This is a genomic window from Streptomyces sp. TRM68367 (assembly GCF_014495685.1).
GTDB lineage: Bacteria > Actinomycetota > Actinomycetes > Streptomycetales > Streptomycetaceae > Streptomyces.
Genome location: NZ_JACTVI010000043.1, coordinates 12,999 through 36,879, shown reverse-complemented (window position 1 = coordinate 36,879; position 23,881 = coordinate 12,999). Strand labels below are relative to the sequence as shown.

General features: G+C 70.2%; 19 protein-coding genes. 6 read left to right on the top strand and 13 right to left on the bottom strand.

The genetic code is table 11. The features are described 5' to 3' along the window. The first annotated feature begins 90 nt into the window (after window positions 1–90). Complete coding sequence (locus tag H8R17_RS25285; protein ID WP_187825503.1) at window positions 91–1,293, top strand: MFS transporter; 1,203 nt, start codon at window positions 91–93, stop codon at window positions 1,291–1,293. On the opposite strand, the gene H8R17_RS25280 is transcribed toward H8R17_RS25285, so the two are convergent. Genes H8R17_RS25280 through H8R17_RS25255 form a run of 6 tightly spaced genes read right to left on the bottom strand, consistent with a single transcriptional unit; the run spans window position 1,279 to window position 8,908 of the window. Beyond that, the gene (locus H8R17_RS25280) at window positions 1,279–3,147 is read right to left on the bottom strand and encodes a glycoside hydrolase family 15 protein (protein ID WP_187825502.1); all 1,869 of its coding nucleotides are present in this window, start codon (window positions 3,145–3,147) and stop codon (window positions 1,279–1,281) included. The genes H8R17_RS25285 and H8R17_RS25280 overlap by 15 nt on opposite strands. Continuing rightward, window positions 3,144–4,184 carry a dTDP-glucose 4,6-dehydratase gene (gene rfbB, locus H8R17_RS25275; RefSeq protein ID WP_187825501.1) on the bottom strand — a complete coding sequence of 347 codons (1,041 nt, stop codon included), beginning with the start codon at window positions 4,182–4,184 and terminating at the stop codon, window positions 3,144–3,146. Before rfbB ends, H8R17_RS25280 begins: the two co-directional genes overlap by 4 nt. Continuing rightward, complete coding sequence (locus H8R17_RS25270; RefSeq protein WP_187825500.1) at window positions 4,181–5,248, bottom strand: glucose-1-phosphate thymidylyltransferase; 1,068 nt, start codon at window positions 5,246–5,248, stop codon at window positions 4,181–4,183. The genes rfbB and H8R17_RS25270 overlap by 4 nt, the downstream gene beginning before the upstream one ends. After that, window positions 5,245–6,222 (bottom strand): UDP-glucuronic acid decarboxylase family protein, encoded by a 978-nt coding sequence (locus H8R17_RS25265; RefSeq protein WP_187825499.1) that lies wholly within the window; start codon window positions 6,220–6,222, stop codon window positions 5,245–5,247. The genes H8R17_RS25270 and H8R17_RS25265 overlap by 4 nt, the downstream gene beginning before the upstream one ends. 16 nt (window positions 6,223–6,238) lie before the next feature. Continuing rightward, a complete protein-coding gene (locus tag H8R17_RS25260) occupies window positions 6,239–7,555 on the bottom strand; it encodes a UDP-glucose/GDP-mannose dehydrogenase family protein (protein ID WP_187825498.1) in 1,317 nt (438 codons plus the stop codon). A 33-nt stretch (window positions 7,556–7,588) separates the two neighbouring features. After that, complete coding sequence (locus tag H8R17_RS25255) at window positions 7,589–8,908, bottom strand: glycosyltransferase (protein ID WP_187825497.1); 1,320 nt, start codon at window positions 8,906–8,908, stop codon at window positions 7,589–7,591. A gap of 104 nt (window positions 8,909–9,012) precedes the next feature. Between H8R17_RS25255 and H8R17_RS25250 the strand changes: the two genes are divergently transcribed. After that, complete coding sequence (locus tag H8R17_RS25250; protein WP_187825496.1) at window positions 9,013–9,975, top strand: class I SAM-dependent methyltransferase; 963 nt, start codon at window positions 9,013–9,015, stop codon at window positions 9,973–9,975. A 378-nt stretch (window positions 9,976–10,353) separates the two neighbouring features. Further along, window positions 10,354–11,334 carry a hypothetical protein gene (locus H8R17_RS25245; protein ID WP_187825495.1) on the top strand — a complete coding sequence of 327 codons (981 nt, stop codon included), beginning with the start codon at window positions 10,354–10,356 and terminating at the stop codon, window positions 11,332–11,334. A gap of 50 nt (window positions 11,335–11,384) precedes the next feature. On the opposite strand, the gene H8R17_RS25240 is transcribed toward H8R17_RS25245, so the two are convergent. The 3 genes from H8R17_RS25240 to H8R17_RS25230 all read right to left on the bottom strand — a co-directional run bounded on the left by H8R17_RS25240 (window position 11,385) and on the right by H8R17_RS25230 (window position 14,146). After that, entirely contained in the window at window positions 11,385–12,332 is a 948-nt protein-coding gene (locus H8R17_RS25240) for an NAD-dependent epimerase/dehydratase family protein (RefSeq protein ID WP_187825494.1), read from the bottom strand. Window positions 12,333–12,338: 6 nt separating this feature from the next. Further along, a complete protein-coding gene (locus H8R17_RS25235) occupies window positions 12,339–13,013 on the bottom strand; it encodes a sugar transferase (protein WP_316959531.1) in 675 nt (224 codons plus the stop codon). Window positions 13,014–13,081: 68 nt separating this feature from the next. Continuing rightward, window positions 13,082–14,146, bottom strand: a complete 1,065-nt coding sequence (locus tag H8R17_RS25230; RefSeq protein WP_187825492.1) for a glycosyltransferase family 4 protein — start codon at window positions 14,144–14,146, stop codon at window positions 13,082–13,084. Between the two features lie 114 nt (window positions 14,147–14,260). On the opposite strand from H8R17_RS25230, the gene H8R17_RS48805 reads away from it, so the two are divergent. The 3 genes from H8R17_RS48805 to H8R17_RS25215 are packed head-to-tail and all read left to right on the top strand — an operon-like array spanning window position 14,261 to window position 17,873. Further along, entirely contained in the window at window positions 14,261–15,676 is a 1,416-nt protein-coding gene (locus tag H8R17_RS48805; protein WP_187825491.1) for a polysaccharide biosynthesis tyrosine autokinase, read from the top strand. 18 nt (window positions 15,677–15,694) lie between these two features. Further along, window positions 15,695–17,068: an O-antigen ligase gene (locus H8R17_RS25220; RefSeq protein WP_187825490.1), complete on the top strand. Its 1,374-nt coding sequence runs from the start codon at window positions 15,695–15,697 to the stop codon at window positions 17,066–17,068. Further along, window positions 17,061–17,873 (top strand): 2OG-Fe(II) oxygenase, encoded by an 813-nt coding sequence (locus H8R17_RS25215; protein ID WP_187825489.1) that lies wholly within the window; start codon window positions 17,061–17,063, stop codon window positions 17,871–17,873. Before H8R17_RS25220 ends, H8R17_RS25215 begins: the two co-directional genes overlap by 8 nt. Window positions 17,874–17,907: 34 nt before the next feature. Here the strand turns inward: H8R17_RS25215 and H8R17_RS25210 are convergent, their stop codons facing one another. Genes H8R17_RS25210 through H8R17_RS25195 form a run of 4 tightly spaced genes read right to left on the bottom strand, consistent with a single transcriptional unit; the run spans window position 17,908 to window position 23,874 of the window. Continuing rightward, window positions 17,908–19,167, bottom strand: coding sequence for a nucleotide sugar dehydrogenase (locus tag H8R17_RS25210; protein ID WP_187825488.1), 1,260 nt, complete (start codon window positions 19,165–19,167; stop codon window positions 17,908–17,910). Next, window positions 19,164–20,159, bottom strand: a complete 996-nt coding sequence (locus tag H8R17_RS25205) for an NAD(P)-dependent oxidoreductase (RefSeq protein WP_187825487.1) — start codon at window positions 20,157–20,159, stop codon at window positions 19,164–19,166. The genes H8R17_RS25210 and H8R17_RS25205 overlap by 4 nt, the downstream gene beginning before the upstream one ends. Next, window positions 20,156–21,178, bottom strand: a complete 1,023-nt coding sequence (locus H8R17_RS25200; RefSeq protein WP_187825486.1) for a glycosyltransferase family 2 protein — start codon at window positions 21,176–21,178, stop codon at window positions 20,156–20,158. Before H8R17_RS25200 ends, H8R17_RS25205 begins: the two co-directional genes overlap by 4 nt. Then, complete coding sequence (locus H8R17_RS25195; RefSeq protein ID WP_187825485.1) at window positions 21,175–23,874, bottom strand: polysaccharide biosynthesis C-terminal domain-containing protein; 2,700 nt, start codon at window positions 23,872–23,874, stop codon at window positions 21,175–21,177. The genes H8R17_RS25200 and H8R17_RS25195 overlap by 4 nt, the downstream gene beginning before the upstream one ends. Between the last annotated feature and the right edge of the window lie 7 nt (window positions 23,875–23,881).

Genomic DNA, 23,881 nt, shown 5'->3' with positions numbered 1-23,881 from the left:
AGTCATGCGGGAAAATAGGCGACTTGGGGATGGTGACATCGGACGGATCAGCCCAACGACGATCGGCTCCTGACGGGGCGTGGAGTCCCCATGCTCTCCGATTACCGCCGGATCTTCTCTGCCACTGGCAGCCTGCACTTCTGTACCGCGGGCTTCATCGCGCGCGTTCCGCTGTCGATGATCGGCGTCGCCATCGTCACCATGCTGTCGCAGTTCGGCGGTGAGTACCTGCTCGCCGGTACGGTCTCCGCCACACAGGCGTTCGCCACCGCGGCGATCGGGCCGCAGATCTCCCGGCTGGTCGACCGCCATGGCCAGCGCCGGGTCGTCGTTCCGGCGATGGTCGTGTCGGTCGCCGCCATCTGTGCGCTCGTGCTGTGCGCCCGGTACGCCGCGCCGGTCTGGACGCTGTACGCCGCGGCGGCGGTGGCGGGCTGCATGCCCAGCATGGGCGCGCTCGTCAGGTCCCGCTGGGCGGAGATCCACCGGGGATCACGGCAGCTGCTGCACACCGCGTACTCGCTGGAGTCGCTGCTCGACGAGGTGACCTACGTCGCCGGGCCGATCTTGGCGATCACTTTGTCGACCGAGGTCAGCGCCGAGGCCGGACCGCTGACGGCCGCGGTCCTGCTCGCCGTCGGCGTCCTGCTGTTCGCCGCACAACGGCGCACGGAACCGCCGGTGCGCCCGCAGCCGCAGCGCTCGAAGGGCTGGGCGCTGCGCATCCCGGGCCTCGGCTTGCTGGTGCTGACGCTGACGTCGGTGGGCGCGACCTATGGTTCGGTGGAGGTCGCGACGGTGGCGTTCGCCGACGCACACCACCACAAGGCGCTCTCCGGTCTGCTGCTGGGCGTGTACGCCCTCGGCTCGGCCCTGGCGGGCGTGGTCTTCGGCGCGATCCGGCCGCGGGGGGCGATCACGCGGCGGTTGCTGGTCGGCGTCTGGGCGATGGCGGTGGCGACGGCACCGCTCGTGTTCGCGCCGGGTCTCGCGGTGCTGACGGGGATGCTCTTCGTGGCGGGCGCCTCCATCGCGCCGACCTTGATCACCACGATGGAGCTGGTAAGCCGTCTGGCGCCGGCCGCACGGCTCACCGAGAGCATCACCTGGATCGTCTCAGGCCTCTCCGTCGGGGTGGCGCTGGGCTACGGCGGGGCCGGGTGGGTGGCCGACGCGGCGGGGGCCTCGGCGGGCTACTGGGTGCCGTGCGCGGCGGCTCTGCTCGCCGCCTCGACAGTCTTCCTCGCCCTGCCGCGGCTCACCCGCGCGAGCGCGCGGTCAGCGGGGTGTTGACGCTCTTGACCGATCGCCCGAAGGTGACGAGGACCGTCGCCGGTCCGACGCTTCTCCGATTCGGGGACTCCGCGATGGGGCTACAGACAGGGTGAACGCCGTTTCCACCAGGGTGATGTGGCTGAACGCCTGGGGAGCGTTGCCCAGCTGGCGCCCGGCGTCCGGATCCCACTGCTCCGACAGCAGTCCGACGTCATTGCGGACGCCAAGCACCCGTTCGAAGGCATCCCGGGCCTGTTGGGTGTGTCCGGTGGCGGCGAGAGCGTCGGCATACCACAGGGAGCATGCCACGAACGTCCCTTCGCGACCCCGCATGCCGTCCACGCCCTCGCCGCCCGGGCCGTACCGCCGTACGAAGCCGCCGTGGTTCAGTCGGCTCATCTCGCGGACGGTGCACAGCACCCTCGGGTCCCGGGCGGGCAGAAAGCCGAGTCGTGGCATCAGCAGGGCGGAGGCGTCCAGGCCGGCCGAACCGTAGGACTGCACGAAGGACCGCTGCCCCGCGTCCCAGCCCAGGCGCAGAACCTGCCGGCGCACCTCGTCCCGCAGGGCCCGCCACTCCGCCGAAGGACCGTTGCGGCCGAGCGCCTCCGCCATGCGCAGAGCACGGTCGGCGGCAACCCACACCATCACCTTGGAGTGGACGAACTGCCGCCGCGGCCCCCGCATCTGCCACAGCCCCTGGTCGGGTTCCCGCCAATGCCGCTGCAGGAAGCCCATCAGTGCCTCGACCAGATCCCATACATGGGCGGGCATGGGGATGCCGGCCCGCAGGGACAGCGACAGCGCGTCCAGGACCTCGCCGTAGACGTCCAGCTGGAAGTGGCCGACCGCGGAGTTCCCGAACCGCACCGGCTGTGATCCCTCGTAGCCGGGCAGCCAGGGCGCCTCGGTCTCCGGCAGCAGCCGTTGTCCACCGAGGCCGTACACCGTCTGCAGATCGGCCGGGTCGCCCGCGACGGCCCGTACCAGCCAGTCCAGCCAGGCGCAGGCCTCCTCCCGGTAGCCGCTGCGCAGGAGGCAGGACAGGGTGAGGGCGGAGTCGCGCAGCCAGCAGTACCGGTAGTCCCAGTTGCGTTCGCCGCCGATGCACCCGGGCAGCGAGGTGGTCGGAGCGGCGACGATGCCGCCCGTGGGGGCGTAGGTGAGCGCCTTCAGCATGATCAGGGAGCGCACCACGGCGTCCCGCCACGGCCCCTGGTAGCGGCACTGGCCCGCCCAGCGCCGCCAGAAGTCGCCGGTCTCCTTGAGCATCGTCTCCGCCGGGACACCCAGGGGTGCGGGCAGCCCGGGGCGGTGCGAGGGCGCCCATGCCAGGGTGAGGGCCATCCGCCGTCCGGCCGGGACGCTGAAGTCCAGAACCGTGGTGCCCTCCCCGCCCAGGGGGCGCACCGGACCGTCCGCGCTCAGCCATACGGCGTCCGGCCCGGCGACCGCGACGGTGCAGTCGCCGATGTCGCGGACCCAGGGCACCACGCGCCCGTGGTGGAAGCGCAGGCGCAGTTCGCTGCGCATGCGCACGGCGCCCGACAAACCCTCGACCACACGGACGATGCACGGCAGCCGGGCACGGGGCGACATGAAGTCGGTGACCCGCACCGCTCCCTCGGCGGTCTCCCACCAGGTGTCCAGAACCAGCGTGTCGGGCCGGTAGGCGCGCCGGGTACAGGTACCCGGCGCGGCGGTCGGAGCGACCCGCCAGAAGCCGTGGTCCCGTGTGCCCAGCAGCGCGGCAAGACAGGCCTCCGAGTCGAAGCGGGGCAGACACAGCCAGTCGACCGAACCGTCCCGGCCGACCATGGCGGCGGTTTCCAGGTCGCTGAGAAGGGCGTAGTCCTCGATGGGCAGGCTCATGACGGATTCTCCGTCCTCCGCACCGGTAGGCCGGAGGTGCGCAGGGCCGGGCCTCCGGCCGCTCGGTCCACCAGCGGCTCCCACCAGGAGCGGTGCGTGCGGTACCAGCGGACGGTCTCCGCGAGTCCCGTGGCCAGGTCCTTGCGCGGTGTGTAGCCGAGCTCGGTGCGGATCTTCGTGAAGTCGACCGAGTAGCGGCGGTCGTGCCCCTTGCGGTCCTCGACGAACCTCACCATCCGCCGGTCGGCGCCGCACGCGAGCAGCAGCAGGTCGGTCATTTCCCGGTTGGACAGTTCGTTGCCGCCGCCGATGTTGTAGACCTCGCCGGGGCAGCCTCGGGTGCGGACGAGTTCGATGCCGCGCACATGGTCGTCGATGTGGATCCAGTCGCGCACGTTGCCGCCGTCGCCGTAGAGCGGGACGGGCCTGCCGTTCAGCAGACGGGTGATGAAGAGGGGGACGACCTTCTCGGGGTACTGGTGGTGGCCGTAGTTGTTCGAGCACCGGGTGACCCGCACGTCGAGGCCGTGGGTGCGGTGGTACGCCAGCGCGATCAGGTCCGACGCCGCTTTGGAGGCGGAGTAGGGCGAGTTGGGCCGCAGCGGGTCGGTCTCCGGCCAGGAGCCCTTCTCGATGGAGCCGTACACCTCGTCGGAGGAGATGTGGACGAAGGTCCCCAGTCCGTGGCGCAGGGCCGCGTCCAGCAGGGTCTGTGTGCCCAGCACGTTCGTCCGTACGAATGCGTCGGCGCCCAGGATGGACCGGTCGACGTGCGACTCGGCGGCGAAGTGCACCACCTGGTCGTGTGCGGCGACCAGCCGGTCGACGAGCTCCGCGTCGCAGATGTCGCCGCGGACGAAGGTGAAGCCGTCCGCGTCGCGGACCTCGTGCAGATTCGCCGGGTTGCCGGCGTAGGTGAGCTTGTCCAGCACCGTGACGGTCACCTCCGGCGGGCCGTCCGGGCCGAGCAGCGTGCGGACGTAGTGGGAGCCGATGAACCCGGCTCCGCCGGTGACCAGGACGCGGATGGTGGTCATGACGGGATCTGCACCTTGCTGTGGTCGCCGAGCACCAGCCGGTGCACGGCAGGGGTACGGGGCGCCGGGGTCACCTCGACGCTGTTGCCGATCAGCGACACCTCGATCCGGCGCGTCCCGACGACGGTCGCCTGCCGCAGCACGATCGAGTACTCGATCTCGCTCTCCTCGACCAGACAGTTCTCGGCGATCGAGGTGAAGGGCCCGACGTAGGAGTCGGCGATCACCGTCCCGGCCCCGATGAGGGCCGGGCCGACGACGCGGCTGGCGAAGACCTTGGCGCCGGCCTCGATGCGGACCCGGCCGATGATCTCGCTGACCTCGTCGACGCTGCCCTCGGTCCGCGGCTGAAGGGTCTCCAGGACGGAGCGGTTCACCTCCAGCATGTCGGTGACGTTCCCGGTGTCCTTCCAGTAGCCCGAGATGGTGCTGGCCCGGACGTTGTACCCCTGGTCGAGCAGCCACTGGAGGGCGTCGGTGATCTCCAGCTCGCCGCGCCGGGACGGCCGTACGGCCCGTACGGCCTCGTGCACGGCGGGGGTGAACAGGTAGACGCCCACGAGCGCCAGATCGCTCTTCGGATGCCGCGGTTTCTCCTCCAGGCCCACCACCCGGCCCGTCCCGTCCAGCTCGGCGATGCCGAAGGCGGTCGGTTCGGGCACGTGGGTCAGCAGAATCCGGGCGTCGGGCCGCTCACGGCGGAAGTCGTCGACCACGCCGGAGATGCCACCGACGATGAAGTTGTCGCCGAGGTACATCACGAAGTCGTCGTCGTCCAGGAAGCCCCGGGCGATCAGGACGGCGTGCGCCAGCCCCAGCGGCGCTTCCTGCGGAAGGTAGCTCACGTCGAGTCCGAACCGGGAGCCGTCGCCGACGGCTTCGCGGATCTCCGGCGCGGTGTCGCCGACGATGATGCCGGTCCGGGTCACGCCGGCGGCGGCGATGGCCTCCAGGCCGTAGAACAGCACCGGTTTGTTGGCCACCGGCACGAGTTGCTTCGCGGAGGTGTGTGTGATGGGGCGCAGGCGGGTGCCGGCTCCGCCGCACAGGACGAGTGCTTTCATGAGGGCCACCCCGCTGTAGAAGGGTCGGGGGCTTGTACGGGCGTGTCCGGCCGCGCGGCGAACCAGGCGACAGTGCGGCGCAGCCCTTCTTCCAGGGGCACCTGCGGCTGCCAGCCGAGCTCTTCGCGGGCCCGCGTGATGGCGGGGCGCCGGCGGACCGGATCGTCGACGGGCAGTGGCAGGAAGCGCAGTCCGCTGTCCGAGCCCGTGATCAGCAGTACCAGTTCCGCGAGCTCCCGCACGGTCCGCTCACCGGGGTTGCCGAGGTTGACGGGGCCGGGCAGGTCCGAGTCCACCATGGCCAGCAGGCCGCGGACCATGTCGTCGACGTAGCACAGGCTGCGGGTCTGGCTGCCGTCGCCGAAGACGGTCAGTGCTTCCCTGTCCAGGGCTTGCCGGACGAAGGTGGACACCACCCGTCCGTCGTCGGCACGCATCCGCGGACCGTACGTGTTGAAGATCCGCACGATACCGGTGGCCGCGCCCCGGCTGCGCCGGTAGGCCATGGTCAGGGCCTCGGCGAAGCGCTTGGCCTCGTCGTAGACGCTGCGCGGTCCGACGGGGTTGACGTGTCCCCAGTACTCCTCCTCCTGCGGGTGCACCGCGGGGTCGCCGTAGACCTCGCTGGTGGACGCCAGGACGAAACGGGCCCGGTGCCGGACCGCCAGCAGCAGCAGGTTCTCGGTGCCCCGGCTGCCGGCGGCCAGTGTCTGCAGGGGCCAGCGCTGGTAGTCGGGCGGCGAGGCGGGGCTCGCGAGGTGGACCACGGCGTCGACGTGCCCGAAGACCCGGAAGCGGGTGGTGACGTCGCCCCGTGTACAGACGAAGCCGGGCACGGGCATCAGGTGGTTGATATTGGCCGCCCGGCCCGAGGAGAAGTCGTCCAGGCAGCAGACGGCGTCCCCCCTGCTGAGCAGCGCCTCGCACAGATGCGATCCCAGGAAGCCGCTCCCGCCGGCCACCACGACACGCATGACATCCTCCTGCCGGTCAGCCGAGCCGCGGACGGCCGGGTGCGCACAGGGTCCAGCCCGCCGCGCGCCAGGCCACCGAGTCGAGGGTGTGGCGCGCGTCCACGATGGCCGGGGTGCGCACCACGGTGGCCAGAGAGGCCGGGTCGAGCTCTCGGTACTGGGGCCACTCGGTGAGGTGCAGCACCACGTCGGCCCGCTCGCATGCCTTGGCCACGTCCAGGGCGAACTGCAGCGCGGGGTGCGCCGCCCGGGCGTTGTCGACCGCCTCCGGATCGTGGACGCGGACCCGGGCGCCCCGGCGTCGAACCTCCTCCGCGACTGCGAGCGCCGGCGAGTCGCGGACGTCGTCGCTGCGGGGCTTGAAGGCGGCCCCGAGGACCGCGACACCGCGGTCGGTGAAGGACCCGCCGACCAGCCGTTCGGCAAGGTCGACGACACGCCGCCGCTGCCGGGTGTTGATCGCGTCGGCCTCCCGGAGGAGGGTCACCGACTCCGCGACGCCCCGCTCCTCCGCCCAGGCGGCGAAGGCCCGGATGTCCTTGGGCAGGCAGCTGCCGCCGAAGCCGAGGCCGGGGGCCAGGAAGCGGGGCCCGATGCGGGAGTCCGCGCCCATGGCCTCGGCGAGGGTGCGGACGTCGGCACCGGTGACGTCGCAGATCTCGGCCATGGCGTTGATGAAGGAGATCTTCGTGGCAAGGAAGGCGTTCGACGCCAGCTTGACCATTTCGGCGGTGGCGGTGTCGGTGGCGATGAAGGGCATGCCGGCGGTGAGCAGCGGCGCGTAGAGCTCGCGCAGCCGCATCTCGGCGTGCGCTGTGCGGACCCCGGCGACGATGCGTTCCGGCCGCAGGGTGTCCTGGACCGCGCACCCTTCGCGCAGGAACTCCGGGTTCCAGGCAACGTCGGCGGCGCCCTTCAGCCGCTGGGCGAGGCGCTCGGCCGTCCCGACAGGGACGGTGGACTTGCCGACGACGAGGGCTTGCGTGGGTCCGCCGCCCGGTATGTGGGCGGCCAGCGCGTCCACGGCGGCCTCCACGTACCGCAGATCGGCGGCGCCGGAGCCGGGCCGCTGCGGAGTGCCGACGCACACGAAGTGCATGTCGGCGAAGCGGACCGCCTCGGCCGTCGACGTGGTGAAGCGCAGCCGTCCGCCGTCCACGGTCCGCTTGAGCATCCCGCCGAGTCCCGGCTCGTAGAAGGGCACACGGCCCGCGGCGAGCGCGGTGATCCGCTCGGCGTCGACGTCCACGCCGAGGACCTCGTGCCCGACCTCCGCCATGCAGGCGGCGTGCACGGCTCCTACGTATCCGGTGCCGATGACTGAGAGGCGCATGGTGGTTTCTCCGTGGCAGTGGGAGCGTCCCCGTCAGGACGTGGGGACAGGCACGGCGTCGGTGGACGTCACGGTCCGTTGGGCGGTGGGGGCGGGTCCGGCCGGCCGGATGCCCGGCAGGCCCAGCAGTTCGCGGTAGCAGGCGTCGAGGCGGGCGCACATGTCCTCGGGGGCGAAGGCCGCCCGTACGCGGTCCCGTCCCTGCCGCCCCATCGCGGCGGCCTCGCTGGGGTGTTCGAGCAGCCAGCCGACCGCGCGGACGAGGTCCTCCCGGTCATCCGGCCTCGTCAGCAGGCCCGTGGCGCCGTGCTCCACCAGGTCGGGGACTCCGTTGACGGCCGTCGCGACGACCGGCCGCGCCGCGGCGAGCGCCTCCGTGAGGGCGCGGCCGAGCCCCTCGTACAGGGACGTGATGACGAAGACGTCCAGTCCGGCTACGAGTGCGGCGGCGTCCGGACGGTGACCGGTGAGCCGTATCTCGACGCCCAGTTCAGCAGCGAGCCGCCGGACGTCCCCGGCCAGCGGCCCGTCGCCGATCATGACGAATGCGGTGTCGGGAAACACCTCCTGAACGGCGGCGGCCATCCGGACGAAGTCCAGTGGCGCCTTCTGGGTGTCGATCCGCCCGACGGTGCCGATGAGCTTCATCCCGGGCGGCACACCGAGCGCACGCCGTGCGGCCGGTTCGAACCCGTCGGGAATGCTGGCCAGTTCGACCGCCGACGGCACGACGTGGACGCTGCCGGCTGGAGCCAGCCGCTCCTCCACGACCTGGCGCGCCACGCGCGGCGCGACGGCGAGGTAGCGGTGGGCGAGGCGCCTCGTCACCCGTTCGAGCCCGTGGTAGATCCTGCGCCGGCCCAGGGGCATCCGGTCGTGGAAGCTCAGGCCGTGGAAGGTGTGCACCACCACCGGCGTGCGGCACAGCCGTGCGGCCAGCCGGCCGAGGAAGCCGCCCTTCGCGGAGTGGGTGTGCACGACGGTGAAGCGTTCGCGGCGGATCAGCCTGATCAGCCGCCAGAGCACGCGGATGTCCGCGGGAGTGAGAACGTGGCGGAACTCCGGGATCTCGACCGTGCGCACACCCGCCGCCCGGGCCCGGTCCCACAGCTCACCGCCCGGCCCGCCCGCGATCCACATCTCGTACCGGTCAGGGTCCATCCCCATGGACGACAGCAGGGTGTTGCCTCCGGCACCGCCCAGCATGCGGGTGATCACATGGAGCACCTTGACGCGCGGCAGCACCGGCTGCGGCGGCAACCGGTCGGCCGACGACGCGCGTGGTGGCGGTGCGGGCCAGTCGGGGGCGGAGCCCGATGGAGGGGTGGTCGCCGCAAGAGCTGGGGTCGACATTCCGCCACTCCTTCCCAGCATGTATATTTACGTCGTATACGTACACATACTCCCTCTCCCGTCAAGCCGGGTCAAGCCGACGGCGCAGCGGACGGAGGAGCTCAATGGCCCTGATCGAACTGGACCGCATCGAGCGGCTACTGATGTGCCCGCGCTGCCGGTCCCCCCTGAACGCGGCGCGCGACGCCTTCTGCTGCACGTCGCCCGAGTGCCCGCACCACGCGTCGGCCGGCTTCCCGGTGATCGGCGGGTGGCCGGTCCTCGTCGACTTCGAGCGCAGCGTGCTCCGCCGAGAGGACTTCGCGGACGGTGCCGGACGCACCGGGCAGAATCCCCTCGGCCGCGTCTCCCGGCTGCCCCGCCCGCTGCGCCGCCTCTGGAAGCCGTCAAACCGGGTAGCGGCCCGGAACATCGACGTCCTGATGCGCTCTCTTCCCGGCTCCGCCCCGACGCTGCTCGTCATAGGCGGCGGGACGGTGGGCAACGGCGTGGACGCGGTCTACCGCGATCGGCGTGTCCAGGTCATCGCCTTCGACCTCGTCGGCAGCCCGGTGACCCAGTTCGTCGCGGACGCCCATCACATCCCGCTGCCCACGGCGAGCGTCGACGGGGTGCTGGTGCAGGCCGTACTGGAGCACGTGCTCGATCCGGCCCTGGTCGTCGCCGAGGCCCACCGCGTCCTGAAGAGCGACGGCCTCGTCTACGCGGAGACCCCGTTCCTGCAGCAGGTGCACGCCGGGCCCTACGACTTCACGCGGTTCACCGCGAGCGGCCACCGCTATCTCTTCCGAGGGTTCGAGGAACTCGCGGCCGGCCCTGTCGCGGGTCCCGGCACCCAACTGCTCTGGAGCGTCGACCACTTGGTGCGGGGCCTGACCCGCTCCGCCTTCGCGGGCCGGGTGGCGCGCCTGCTGCTGTGCTGGCTGCGGGCCCTCGACCGCCTCGTCCCGGCGCCGTACGCGATGGACGACGCCACGGCCTACTACTTCCTGGGACGCAGACGGGAGGGCGAGATGTCGGCCTCGGAAATCGTGGCCTATTACGGCGGAGCGCAAAGGAAGGCCTGAGTGCGCGGCAGACGCACTTCGTACCCCCAGCCCGACTACGACGCGCACACGCCATAAAACATACGCCGTAAATTGACGAAGGCGGTGATAGCGGCCGCGCAGCTGCGCCGCTCTGATCAAAGATCGATTCACGGGCAGGCTCTGATGTCAAGTCTGGCAATGGAGCAAGTTTAGGGTAGAGTACCGCACCCGAGCGGGCGCCGACCGCTGACATTGTTCCACGCACACGGAGTCCCTGGTTTGCACCGAGCACAGAGATCACAGGCGGAGATACCCTCCGGTTTCAGCCCTGTTTCCCGCAGGTCGATATTGGCGCTGATATCAATCCCTCTTCTGACCGCAGCACGACGCCCTTCGGGCGACGGCGGCGCTGTCCTCGTGGCGGACTACGCCACACCTCAGTTGGCGGCCGACGCCGCCGCCGGCAAGCGTCTCGTCTTCCCGGCAGGGCGGACGTACACGGTCACCTCGCTGTCGATTCCGGCCAACTGCTACGTCGAAGGCAATGGTTCGGTCCTGCGCTTCCCCGACAACTCCACCGCGTCGACCAGGCAGAGCGACGAGATCCTGAAGGTGAGTGGCTCGGGCGTCACGATCGACAACCTCACATTCGACGGACGTGCGGCGAACCAGGGAGCCACCTGGTCCCAATACCGCCACTGCGTGAGGATCCACGGAAACTTCAGCAACGTGGTTGTCAAGAACTGCCAGTTCAACAACATCATCGGTGACGGCGTCTATGTGAACATCGGGAGTTCCGCCAAGAATTGCACGATCGGGCCGAACAACACGTTCACGTCTGATCACTTCAATCGGAACGGTGTTTCCATCATCACCGGTACGCGCATCGAGGTGCATAACAACACCTTTGTCAAGTGTTCGCGTTCCGGAATGCCCGGCCCCATCGACCTCGAGCCCAACTCGTCCAGCGAGATGTTGTCCGACGTATTCGTTCACCACAACACGATCGTCGGCGGTTCCACGACCGGCACAGGTACGTTGCCGGGCATTGTATACAGCGGCTTCCAGAACGCGGCAGCCGACAACATCCTTATCCACGACAACGACATCAGTGGAACCAGATTCACGAACGGTGTCGTGATCATCGGCATCAGCGGCGGTCCGTTCAACGCCGCGAAGAACCTGAACGTCTACCGGAACAACATCCACAACATCGGGAATGCGGACAGGTTCGGCGTCGGCATCAACCACTACATAGGCGCGAATGTGTACGACAACACATTCGACGGCATGCAGTGGGCCATATACAACTACAAGGGCGCTCTGGGTACGTCGACCGGCAACACGTTCGTCGGAGTGACCACCCCCATCACCAATGACGATCCGCACTTTGCCTAGCCGAACAGGGATGTCTGACGAACCTGCTGGTCGCACGGTCGTCCCGGTGGTCAGACGGCCGGCACCGGGCGGCCGGTGCGTGCGGCCGTCACCATCGCCGCGAGTCCGTCCCGCAGGCCCGTTGCCGGCCGGTAGCCGAACGCCTCACGTGCGCGGGTGATGTCGGCTGCGGTACGGCGGGCGTCGCCCGGCTGACGCGGCACGCGGACCACGCGCACCGGGGCGCCGAGCAGGCGGAGCAGGGCGATGGCCTCGTTCATCGTCACCTCGCAGCCGCCCCCCACATTGGCGACACCGCTCCACGAGGAGAGCGCCACCGCGCGCATGGCGGTCACCACGTCGGTGACGTAGGTGAAGTCGCGGCTCTGCTCCCCGTCCCCGTAGAGCAGGAACGGACGCTCACTGATCGCTGTCGTGACCAGCCGTGAGAACGCCATGTCGGGACGCTGCCCCGGCCCGTAGACGCTGAACAGCCGCAGCGAGGCGACGGGGACACCGAAGGCGGCACGATAGGCCTCGCACAGGTGCTCCGCGGCGAGCTTCGTCACGCCGTACGGGGAGACGGGGCTGGGGCGCACGGTCTCCCGGGTCGGGTACGCCTCGGCGTCTCCGTACACCGACGAACTGGAGGCGTAGACGAGGCGGCGCAGGCCGGTGGCGCGGGCCGCCTCCAGCACGCGCTGGGTCGCCAGGACGTTGCGTTCCACGTAGACGGCGAACTCCGGGCCCCAGGATCCGCGGACGCCGGGCTGGCCCGCGAGGTGGTAGACGGCGTCGGCCTCGGCGAAGACCGGCTCCAGGGGAACCTGGAGCAGATCGGCCCGCCGGAAGGCGAATCCGTCCCGGTCCAGCAGCGGGCCGAGGTTCTCCCGCTTGCGCGCGGGGGTGTAGAAGTCCGTCATGGCGTCGACGCCGATCACCTCGTCGCCGCGGGACAACAAGTGCTCGCACAGATGGGAGCCGATGAATCCGGCTGCCCCGGTCACGACCGCTCGCATGGGGAATCAACCTTCCTCGGTGCACCGTGTGCCGGCATCGCCGGGCCGGTCGGAGCGTGTACCGGAACCACTCCTGTCCCACATGGCGGACAGCACGTACCACAGCGTCCGAGCGATGTAACGCAGCACGGTGGTCAAGGAGGCGTGGGAAAATAGCTCCGCGTTCAGCTCGGCGCGCAGCGGAACCATGACCGCGAGGTAGTACTCCTCGGGATCCGGCTTGTCGTTGAGCAGCGCAGCGTGCTCGCGCGAAAGCAGCTGGCACGGTCCGGTGAGCCCGGGACGGTGACGGAACATCCATCGGTGTTCGGGCGGGAAACGGCGAGCCACGTGGGCCGGTTCCGGGCGGGGACCCACCAGCGTCATGTCACCGCGCAGCACGTTGGCCAGTTGCGGCAGCTCGTCCAGGTGGAAGCGCCTGAGCAGTCGGCCCGTGCCGGTCACACGGGGGTCGCAGCCGCTGGTGAGCCCGGGGCCGGTCATACCGTGCCGCATGGTACGGAACTTGTAGAGGGTGAACTCCCGTGCCCCTTCTCCTGTCCGCTGCTGCCGGAAGAGCACGGGGCTGCCGCTTGTCGCGCGGATCAGGACGGCAAGGAACAGCATCAGGGGTGACAGGAGGACGAGCAGTGTCACCGCGACGACGACGTCCAGGGCCCGGAGCGTCCACGGGAGAGGCACGGGAGTCATCGGCGGAACGGCCGCTCGGCCACGGACGCCGGCAGGCAGGGGCTCGCGGGAGGCGGCGGTCATGACGGCACACCCTCGAGTTCCAGTGCCGCGGCCCACCGGGGAAGCCAGGCGTCGTACGAGTAGTGGCGGCGGACGACGGCCCGCGCTTGCCTCCCCAGCCGCTCCCTGGCGGCATCCGACGCCCTCAGCAGGCTCTGGATCACCTCGGTCCACTCGCGTTCGTCGCGGGCGGCCGGCATCCCGAGCCGATCGAGGATCTCGGCGTTCACCCCGATCGGCGTGGCCACGGCGGGCAGCCCCGCGGCCCCGCACTGGAGCAGCTTGTAACCGCACTTGCCCATGCTGTAAGGGGTCGACGGCAGGGGCATGAGACCGATGTCGATGTCCGCGAGCATGGTGCGCTCGCGGTGCGGGCTCCAGTCGAACCGGTCGATGAAGGCCTCGATGCGGCCCAGCGAACGCGTCGTGGTGCCGATGAGCGTCAGGCGGGCGCCGCTGCCCCGGTGGATCTCCTCTAGCGCCCCGGCCACCCGCAGCAGGCAGGCCTCGTTGTGCCGTGAGCCGATCCAGCCGAGGCGTGGCGGGTCGTGCAACGCATAAGCGGTTTTCGGCGCGTAGTCCTCCGGCGCGACGCAACTGGGGATCACCACGACGTCGCGGTGGCGCCCCGCGGCCCAGTTCCCGAGGACGTCGTTGCCCGCGATGACGCGGTCGGCGTACCGGACCGCGGTTCGCGCCTTGCCGGCCTTCGGGGCGAGCCTGCGCACCGCCCCACCGGCACCCCAGTCCCACTGCAGGGCGTCGTCGAAGTCGTACACGCCGAAGTCCGCGGAGGTGAGCAGCCTGCGTTCCCACCAGCCGCGGCTGAGCGGGGACGCCTCCCGGTGCAGCAGCAGACGACGCGGGCGCGCGGCCGCCAGGTGGTACAGCCGCCGTTCCGCCAGCGCCACGGCCACCGGGTGCCGGGCCAGCCGGGACGGGGCGGCATCGGCGAACGACGCGTAGCTGCTGACGGTGAAGTCTGTGTCGACGCGGTCCAGCCACTCGAAGACACGGACCCGCGAGCTGCCGGCTCCCCGCCCGTAGGGGGTGATCGCGCAGTGCCCAAGGCGATTGTCCATGACTTCCCACCTTGCAACATAAGCTGATAACGTACATTTACGACGTAAACCAGCATATGCCTCTATGGGCGGGCAAGGTCAAGCGGTCCCGCCCCAAGCCGCAGAGGAGCTCCCGTGGATCTCCGTGAATACGTCGATGTCCTGCGCCGGCGTTGGCGGTTCGTCGTGGTGTGCGTCCTGGTGGGACTGTTCACAGCGGCAGCCGTGACCGCCCTGACGCCGCGCACCTATACGGCGAAGGCGCAGCTCTTCATCGCCACCAACGACAAGAACAGCGCCGACGCGTATGCGGGCGGCCTGTTCACCCAGCAGCGCGTCAAGTCCTATACGAAGATCACGACGAGTCCCGTGGTGCTCCGCGGCGTCATCGACGAACTCGATCTGCGCACGACACCCGAGCACCTCGCGAACAAGATCAGTGCGCAGGCGCCGCTCGACACCACCCTGGTCGACATCGGGGTGGAGGACCCGTCCGCCACGCGTGCACAGGCGATCGCCGACGAGACCGCCACCCAGTTCACGAGGTACATCGACAGCATCGAGAAGGGCTCGGACGACGCGCCGCAACTGGTCAAGGCCAGCGTGGTCGGCAATCCCGAACCGCCGACGACACCCACAAGTCCGCGCCCGGTGCTGAACGGGGCGATCGGTCTGCTCGCCGGCATCGTCGTCGGCATCACGGGCGCCGTCCTGCGCAACTCGCTCGACACCAGGGTCCGTTCGGCAGGCGACCTCCGCAGGCGTCTGGAGGTCGCGACGCTGGGCGTCCTCCCCAAGCCCGCACGGCGCAGGGCGGGCACAGCCGACCGGGGCCGAGGCACCCAGCGTGACGAAGCGCTCAGCCAGTTGCGGATCCGCCTGCGCCTGCCACGCGACGGCACACCGAACTCACTGCTCGTCACCAGCGCCGTGAGCGGTGAGGCCCGGACCGACACCGCCGTCGACCTGGCGGTCAACGTCGCCCGCACGGGCCGACGCGTCGTACTCGTCGAGGCGGACCTGCGTCGTCCGCGTCTGGCCGAGACGCTCGGCCTGCACGACGCCCCCGGCCTGACTGACGTCGTCACCGGTGAGGTGGGACTCGCCGACGCCCTCCAGACCTGGGAGGCCGGACATCTGCGGGTGCTGCCGAGCGGCGCTCCTCCGCCCGACCCGGCCGCACTGCTGTCGTCACGCCACCTGAGGCAGTTGCTGCGCACGCTCGAGGCGGACGCGGATTTCGTCGTGCTGGACAGCCCACCCCTGCTTCCGTTCGCCGACGCGGCGATCCTCGCCGCCGAGGCGGAGGCGGTGGTGCTCGTGGTCCGGGTCGGCAAGAGCCGGTTCGACCAGGTACGCCGTGCGCTCGAGGGCCTGGCCTCGATCGGTGCGCGCGTCCTCGGCGCCGTCGTCACCGCCGCGCCGCCCGACAGGCACACCCGCCCGCACCGGCGCCGCCAAGCGGCACAGCGGCACGGTGCTCCGGCACCCGAGGACCGGGCGAAGGCGCTTCCCGACGGCATCCGCACCCCGGCCGGCCGCAGCCGGTAGTCACCCGGGAGGCCGCCGATGACGCAACAGCAGTCCACCACGGTACTGATCATCGGGATCCTGACACTCCTGTCCCTGATCCCCTGGGCGATCGCCCTTCGCAGGGCCCGCGTGTTCGGCGACTGGGACCTCACCTCGACCCTGGTCCTGCTGATCGGCGTCCTGGCCAACCTGCCCGCCACCGTGTACACGATCGTCACCGGCCGGGCGGAGCACCTGGATCCCCTCGGCGACACCGTGATCGGGTTCCCGAGCTGGGTGAACCGGATCGGCTCCCTCGCCAACGGTCTGATTCTCCTGGTCTGCGTGCTGTTCGTCGTCGGCCGGCTGCTGGTCGCCCGCGCCCGTATCAATGTGGCGCCCCTGATCGCGACCGTGATCGTCCTGGCCCTCGCCGCGTCCGACGCCCTGCACGGACAGCCCCTGTGGACGCCGCGACAACTCACCTTGCTGGCGGCCCTGCTGGCGGCAGCCGTCGCACGCCCCGGACGCTCCGCGTTGCTCGGCGGTGCCGCCGTGGTCATGGTGTACACCGTGCTGGGCGGCATCGAGTCGTTCGTCGAGCCCGCCACTGTCGTACGCTCCTGCCGCGGCGACAATCCGTGCGGCGAACTGGGGATCCTCTACGCGGGCGTCTTCACCAACGAGAACATCTTCAGCCTGCTGGTGGTGGCGAGCATCCCCTTCGTCTGGCTGGGCCTGCGCGGCTGGGTGCGCGTCCCGCTGGTGTGCTACCTCGCCTTCGTGGCGATCGCCACCGGCAGCGTCCTGGCGAGCGTGACCGCCATCGCGGCGGTGGCCCTGCTGGCGTTGCTGCGGCCGAGGCTTCCCGACCAGCCGGACCCGGCACCGAACGCGGGCGTTACCCCCGGCCGCCTTCTGCTGGGCGGGACGGTCGTCGCCGGGGTGACAGCGGTCGGCCTCGCCGTGCCGCTCCGCCCCGCGCACTTCGGCGATCTCGGACTGCGTGCCGCCATCTGGGACCTGGCCAAGGAGGAGTGGACCCGCTCTCCGCTCCTCGGTTACGGCAGCAAGGCCTGGTCCGCCAAGTACCAGAGTGGCGAGATACCCGCAGCCGTCTCGCCCTCGTTGCACAACCAATGGATCGACACCCTGTACGCGGGCGGAATCGTCGGACTGCTCCTGTTCGCCGTTCTGCTGGCGTATCTGCTCTTCCGCGGCGGGACCCGCGGTTTTCCGGTCGCGGCCTGCGTCCTGCTCCCCGTGCTCCTCGCCTCCGTGCTGGAGCGCCCCTGGTCCTTCGGCATCAGCAATTCGATGACCTTCGCGCTCGTCGCGGCAACACTCCTGCCGGTCCAGGCGCGGGCGCGGGCCGGGACATCCGTACGACAACACCACCACTCGAAACCAAGGATGATGAGCGATGTTTGAGCCGTACTACTTCTCGGACGACCGCCTGTCGCAACTCGCCGACACCTCTCGCGATCGCTTCCGCAGCGCCGAGCCGTTCCCCCATGTCGTCTTCGACGGCCTCCTGCCCGAGTGGGTCCTGGACCAGGTCGTGTCGGAGTTCCCTCAGCCCGGTGACGGGCCCTGGAAGAAGTTCGACCGGTCCACCTCGAAGAAGCTGGCCAGTGAAGGAGACGCCCTGTTCGGGGAGTTCACCCGCCATCTGCTGGCGCAGTTCAACTCGGCGGTGTTCCTCGGCTTTCTCGAGCGGCTGACCGGAATCGACGGTCTCGTACCTGACCCGTACTTCGAGGGCGGGGGCCTGCACCAGATCGAGCGGGGCGGATTCCTCAAAGTGCACGCGGACTTCAACTGGCATCAGAAACTGCGCCTCGACCGCAGGCTGAACGCCATCGTCTACCTGAACAGGGACTGGCAGGAGTCGTACGGGGGTGCTCTGGAGCTGTGGGACCGGCAGATGACCCACGCGGTTGCGGAAGTCCTTCCCGTCTTCAACCGCTTCGTCGTCTTCGCCACCACGGACTTCGCCTACCACGGCCACCCCGAGCCGCTGGCCTGCCCGCCGGGCCGGACCCGTCGGTCGCTCGCCCTCTACTACTACACCAACGGCCGCCCGGCGGAGGAGCGCAGCTCCGAGCACAGCACCCTGTACCAGCAGCGGCCGGGCGAACGCCAGGGGCGCACGCGCAGGACCGTTGAGCGCGTGACACCACCCGTTCTGCTCGATGCCGCGCGGCATGTCCGGCGCCGGGCGCACGCCCGCTAGGTGTGCGGCTCACGCCGACTGTACTGTTCGGCGGCTACAGCAGTTCGGCGCCGCTGTGGGTGCTGTGGGTGCAGCCCCTCGCGTCCAGCAGAAGCGGCGCGGCGGCCACGATGGCGTCCAGGTCATAGGCCGCGTGCGGCTGGAGCAGGATGGTGAGATCCGCCGCGGCGGCGGCCCGTACGACGTCCGCCGCCCGGTCCACCGGCTCGTCGTCCACGGTGAACCCGGCGACATACGGGTCGTGATAGGTCACGTTCGCCGACTCGGCCCGCAGCCGCCGCACGATCGGTCGCGCCGGGGTCTCCCGCAGGTCGGAGACATTCTCCTTGTACGTCACCCCGACCAGGAGGACGCAGACGCCTCTCAGCGATCTGCCCGCACCGAGCACTTCTGCCGCGCGCCGCACGACGTACTCGGGCATACCGCGGTTGATCTCCTGTGCGAGTTCGACCAGGCGAACAGCGCTGCCCGCCGCATGCGCCTGGTGAATGAGGTAGTTCGGGTCGACGGGGATGCAGTGCCCCCCGACGCCCGGCCCCGGGTGGAAGGGCTGGAAGCCGAACGGCTTCGTGGCAGCGCACGCGATCGCGTCCCACAGGTCGACGTCCAGTTCGTGGGCAACCATCGCGAGCTCGTTGACCAGCGCGATATTGACATTCCGATAGGTGTTCTCCAGCAGCTTGGCCATCTCCGCCTCGCGCGTGCCCTTGGCCATCACCACCGTGTCGCAGACCTTGCCGTAGAGCGCGGCGGCGGCCTGGGCACAGCACGGCATGAGCCCACCCACGACCTTCGGTGTGTTGCGCAACCCGAAACCCTTGTTGCCCGGGTCGATACGCTCCGGCGCGAACGCCAGATGGAAGTCGGTCCCGGCGGTCAACCCCGTGCCCCGCTCCAGCACCGGGCGCACCACGTCGTCCGTGGTGCCCGGGTAGGTCGTCGACTCCAGCACCACCAGTGTGCCGCGGCCGACGTACGGGGCGAGCGTCTGCGTGGCCCGACGGACGGGCGTGAGGTCCGGACTGCCATCGGCGTGCAGCGGCGTCGGCACGCAGATCACCACTGCGTGTGCGGTGCCCAGCGCGGCCGTATCAAGGGTGGCGGTGAAACCGGCGTCGAACATGGCCCGTACGTCGTGGTCGGACACGTCGTCGACATGCGACCGACCCGCGTTGAGGCCTTCCACCACACGAGGATTGACGTCGTACCCTGCCACGCACAGTCCGGCCGCCGCCGCCTCGCGGGCCAGCGGCAGCCCGGCGTAGCCGAGCCCGATCACGGCGAGGTCTCTCATCGGGACTCCTCGGTCCTGGTGCCCACGGTTTCCCGGGCACGTCCGCGCTGGTCGGCCGCCACGGCCGCGATCATCTCGTCGAGGCCCGTCCGCGGCCGGTATCCGATCAGTTGCCGGGCCCTGGCCGTGTCCGGCATCCGGCGCGCCATGTCCTCGAACCCCGGCTCATAAGCCCGCTCGTAGGGGACGTGAACGACGGGGCTGTGCGACCCGGTGACCCGCAGGACCCGGTCGGCCAGCTCCCGCATCGACACCTCTTCGGTGCCACCGAGGTTGAACACACGACCGTACGCGCGTGGGTCCGTCACCAGCGCGACCAGAGCCGGGACGATGTCACCGACCGCGCAGAAGCACCTGCGTTGGGTGCCGTCGCCGTGGACGGTGAGCGGACGGCCGGCCAGCGCCTGCCCGACCAGGGTCGGCACGACCATGCCGTAGCGAGCGGACTGCCGGGGACCGACAACGTTGAACGGTCGCACGATCACGGCACGCAAGCCGTGCTCGCGCCAGTAGCAGTACGCCATCAGTTCGTCGAGGCCCTTGACGGCGGCGTACGACCAGCGGCTCTTGAGCGGCGAGCCGAGGACGCGGTCGTCGTCCTCGTCGAGACGGTCCTTGGTGTTCTTGCCGTACACCTCGGACGAGGAGGCGAGCAGCAGCCGAGTCCCCTGGCGCCGGGCCACGTCGAGAACAGTCTCGGTGCCCAGCAGGTTCTTGCGCAGCGACTCCAGCGGCCGGTTCACGATGGTGTGCACGCCGACCGCGGCGGCCAGGTGAAAGACGGTGTCACAGCCGTCCGTCGCCTCCGTCACGTCGGCCTCGTCGAGGATCGAACCGCGCACCATGGTCACGGCATCGGAGGTCCGCGTGAGATTCGCCATCGAGCCGGTGCTGAAGTCGTCGAGTACGACGACCTCGTGGCCCAGGGCCAGCAGGTGTTCGACCAGGTGCGAGCCGATGAAACCCGCACCGCCAGTGATGAGCGCCCTCATGCCGACCTCCTCCTCGTAGGTGCCGGATGGACGGGTCGCGGCTCGGCAATCTGCCGTGCCGGTATGGACGAGTGCGGGGGCGGCCCCGTCGGGCGGCCGTGCCGCAGCCACCGCAGGAACGCCCACTGGACGGCGAGTGTGGCCCGCACGTTCAGAGGTTGTCCGCGCAACGCCGCTCCCACCAGCCGCGCGACCGGTTCCACGGACAGGGACAGGCCGGCCAGCGACCACGCCTGGGGCCGCGACCAGTGCCGCAGCATGTAACGGGTGCGGCTGCACAGCAGCAGATAGTGCCGCCACGGCCCCAGTTGGGCCGAACTGATCGCCTCGGCGTGATAGACCCGTGCGTCCGCGAGGTGGTACGAGGGCCAGCCCAGTCGGCGAGCCCGCAGGGCGAAGTCGACCTCCTCCAGGTACAGGAAGTAGCCCTCGTCGAAGCCGTTCAGTTCGTTGAACAGGGGTCGGCGCACCAGGAAGAACGCGCCGATGACCTGGTCGACCGGGCCGGAGCGGGGCAGGTCCTGCGGCCGCAGGTGGTGCGGGGGGAAGAGGGCGGGCGCCACCCGGTCGAGCCCCGTCATCCCTCCGACGTACGTGCGGGGACTGGGAAAGCGTGAGACGGAGATCCGCGGGCGCCCGTGCTCATCCACCATGCGCGCTCCGACGATCCCGAAGCGCTGCGCGCCCGGTGTGCGGAGAAACTCGCCCGTGATCCGCAAGGTGTCCGGGTACAGCTCGGTGTCCGGGTTCAGGAAGAGCACGAAGTCGGAACGGCACCGCGCGGCGCCCTGGTTGCAGGCCGCCGCGAAGCCACGGTTGTCGGGGTTGCGCACCACCCGCAGGGGCAGCCCGGGTACCTGAAGGTCGTGGGCGGAGCCGTCGCTCGAGGCGTTGTCGACGACCACCACCTCGCCGACCCGCAGGAGCGACTGGTCGGCCCGGGCGATGGAGCGCAGGCAGTTGTGGAGGTGGACTCCGGCGTTCCAGTTGACGATCACGACATCGACGAGCAGGGTCATGGCGCACGACCTGTCCCGCCGGAGGGCGCGTATCGCTGGTCCGGCAGAGCTTCCGCCCCGGGATGCGCCGGCGAACCGTCCAGCAGCCGCCGCAGCGGCTCCAGCGTCCGGTTCCAGTCCAGCCTCCGGGCCTGCTCGTACGCCTCGTCGCTGGCCGACTGCCACCGTGCCTCGTCGCTCAGGTCGTCGATGCGGGCGGTGAAGTCCTCCTCGGTGTAGGGCACCGATCCGCGCAGCAGATCGAGGTGGCGCCGCCAGGCCGGAACGAGGACGGGCAGCCCGTACGCGAGGTAGTGCAGGTGCTTGGCAGAGAAGCCTTCTTCGCGGAGCGCGTCTTGAGTGCAGGTGATCAGCCCGAACTGGTACTCGCGCAGAACCTCGGCAGAGGCGTAGCCGCGGTAGTTGAGTCCCAGGGACGGATCCGGCGGCGGCCCGCCGTACACATCGATGTACGGATAGAGCCGGCTCAGCCGGGACAGCAGCGGGAGGTTGATGAACTGCCCGCTGAGCGAACCGAGGTAGGCCACGCGGGGCGGACGGTCGAACCCCGCCCGCTCGGCGGACGGTGTGCAGCCCCAGTTGAGCTGGACGAAGTTGTCGCCGCTGATGCCGTAGTTCGCCTGCGCGTACCGGCCGTAGGTCTCCCAGCTGAACGACAGGTACTCCATGCCCTCGAGGAAGTCCCTTTCCCAGTCCCGGAGCTTCCTGTGCTGGCGCGCGGTGAGCCGGCCCTCGTTGAGTACCTCGTCGGCCCAGGGGTTGGGGCAGTCGTAGAGGGTGGCGGCGGACGTGGGGTTCGTCAGCACGCCCGCGTCGTAGGGTGTTTCGCAGATGACGAGATCGAAGTCGTCCGGAGCCAGTTCGCTCCTGAGGATGCGGCGGCGCAGCCGGTGGTCCGTCAGCAGCACGTAGTACGAGAGGTGGCGCCGTCCGAAGCCCCACCGTCTGGTGAGCACCTTGGAGGCGACGTCGTTCGCGTACAGGGCGAGCTTGCCGGGGCGCGCGGATCCCGGGAGCATCCGCCCGAGGGAGCCACGAGCGGTCGACGCGCGCGCCAGGCAGTTGGTGTCCACCAGGTCCACGTCGTAGCCGTGTTCCCGCAGGAACCGCTCGATGGCCAGGGGTTTGACGCTGTTGGCGTACCCGTCGAGCTGAGCCACGATCAGGACGCGTCGAGACCGCCCGTCGCCACGCCCTGGCGAGGTCCGTCCGGTCATGATGTCTCCTTCCTTCGCGGGCGTGGACTCCGCCCGGATGCGGGGGCCCTGGATGAGTTCGCGGCCGATGAACGGCCATGCGAGGGCGAGGCCTGCCAGCACGGGGAGGCCGGCCAGCAGCAGCGGCAGTGCACCGTGCCACCCCAGCTGCAGCACCAGGACGTCGCCGAGGACGGCCGTGGTCACGGCCAGCGCGGTCGCCGGCACCCATCGCTTCGGCAGGTGCTGTTCGCGCAGGTCGGCCAGTCGCCGGCACAGGACGACGAAGTACAGGGAGCCCGCGATGATCCCGACCGAGGTGGCCAGGACGACGCCGACGACTCCGAAGGCGATGGTCAGCGGCACGGTGAGCGCGAGGTTCACCGCTGTCGAGCACCAGGAGTAGCGGGTCTCGAGCCCCGGGCGCCCGATGGCCCGGACGAAGCAGGTGCGCATCCCGGTGAAGGCCACCTGTACGGCGTATCCGGCCAGCAGGACGGCGGCCACCGCTCCGCTGAGCGCCAGCTCGGGGCCCAGCCACACCTGGACCGCCAGGCCCGCCGCCGCCGCCGTCACCGCCCCGTAGGTCAGCACCGCCGGCAGCCAGCGGAGCTGCAGCGCGTGGAACTCCCGGACCGCGCCTGGGAGTTCATGCGCTGCGTAGACCTGGGTCATCCTGGTCAGGATCGGTGGGAAGGCGTACAGCGGCAGGCTGCGCAGAGCGATCGCGGCCTGGTAGCCGGCGGCGAAGATGCCCACGTAGCGCACCGGGAGCAGCGCGGCGATCACCAGGGCGTCGACCTCTCCGTTGAGGAAGACGGTGAACCCCGACAACTGCATACGGGACGCGTAGCCGACGAACTCGCGGCGCTCGGCCGGCAGGGGCAGCAGGGGGCGGCGGATGCGGACGTGGCGCGCCCCGGCCGAAAGACCGCCGACCGTGACGAGCAGGTACCGGCCCGTGGTGAGCAGGGCGAGCAGCGGGAGGTCCGGCCCGCTGTCGATCACCGTGACCACGGCCACCGCGTAGAGCAGACACGATCCCCCGCTGACGACCGCGAGAGAGCCGAAGCGGGCGTTCGCCTGCAGCAGCGCGATGGCGGAGTGGGCGGCCAGGGCCAGGGTGAGCAGAGGACCGAGGGCCAGCAGCAGTTGCTCGGCTTCCTGCGAGAGATGCGGCGGTACGTCGAGCGCGGCCACTACGACGGGAGCGAGCAGCACGCTGAGCCCGGTGACGAGCGCGCCCAGCCCGAAGAAGAGCGTCAGCGACCCGACGACCAGCCGGCCGGTGCCGTCGCGGTCGCCCCGGGCGCCGTGGTAGGCGTAGAAGCGCGCCAGGGAGGCTCCGACACCGCCGTCCAGCACGGCGAGGGTGGCCAGGAAGACCAGGATCAGTGACCACACGCCGAATCGGTCGAGCCCCAGTTGGCGGATCAGGAAGGGCGTCAGCGCCAGGTTGGTGAGCAGGGGAGCCACCTGCGCCAGCGCGCTGAAGCCCATGCCCGAG

Coding starts and splice junctions, on each gene's coding strand:
- H8R17_RS25285 (WP_187825503.1), top strand. CDS start 91: ATGCTCTCCGATTACCGCCGGATCTTCTCTGCCACTGGCAGCCTGCAC.
- H8R17_RS25280 (WP_187825502.1), bottom strand. CDS start 3,147: ATGAGCCTGCCCATCGAGGACTACGCCCTTCTCAGCGACCTGGAAACC.
- rfbB (WP_187825501.1), bottom strand. CDS start 4,184: ATGACCACCATCCGCGTCCTGGTCACCGGCGGAGCCGGGTTCATCGGC.
- H8R17_RS25270 (WP_187825500.1), bottom strand. CDS start 5,248: ATGAAAGCACTCGTCCTGTGCGGCGGAGCCGGCACCCGCCTGCGCCCC.
- H8R17_RS25265 (WP_187825499.1), bottom strand. CDS start 6,222: ATGCGTGTCGTGGTGGCCGGCGGGAGCGGCTTCCTGGGATCGCATCTG.
- H8R17_RS25260 (WP_187825498.1), bottom strand. CDS start 7,555: ATGCGCCTCTCAGTCATCGGCACCGGATACGTAGGAGCCGTGCACGCC.
- H8R17_RS25255 (WP_187825497.1), bottom strand. CDS start 8,908: ATGTCGACCCCAGCTCTTGCGGCGACCACCCCTCCATCGGGCTCCGCC.
- H8R17_RS25250 (WP_187825496.1), top strand. CDS start 9,013: ATGGCCCTGATCGAACTGGACCGCATCGAGCGGCTACTGATGTGCCCG.
- H8R17_RS25240 (WP_187825494.1), bottom strand. CDS start 12,332: ATGCGAGCGGTCGTGACCGGGGCAGCCGGATTCATCGGCTCCCATCTG.
- H8R17_RS25230 (WP_187825492.1), bottom strand. CDS start 14,146: ATGGACAATCGCCTTGGGCACTGCGCGATCACCCCCTACGGGCGGGGA.
- H8R17_RS25220 (WP_187825490.1), top strand. CDS start 15,695: ATGACGCAACAGCAGTCCACCACGGTACTGATCATCGGGATCCTGACA.
- H8R17_RS25215 (WP_187825489.1), top strand. CDS start 17,061: ATGTTTGAGCCGTACTACTTCTCGGACGACCGCCTGTCGCAACTCGCC.
- H8R17_RS25210 (WP_187825488.1), bottom strand. CDS start 19,167: ATGAGAGACCTCGCCGTGATCGGGCTCGGCTACGCCGGGCTGCCGCTG.
- H8R17_RS25205 (WP_187825487.1), bottom strand. CDS start 20,159: ATGAGGGCGCTCATCACTGGCGGTGCGGGTTTCATCGGCTCGCACCTG.
- H8R17_RS25200 (WP_187825486.1), bottom strand. CDS start 21,178: ATGACCCTGCTCGTCGATGTCGTGATCGTCAACTGGAACGCCGGAGTC.
- H8R17_RS25195 (WP_187825485.1), bottom strand. CDS start 23,874: ATGGGCTTCAGCGCGCTGGCGCAGGTGGCTCCCCTGCTCACCAACCTG.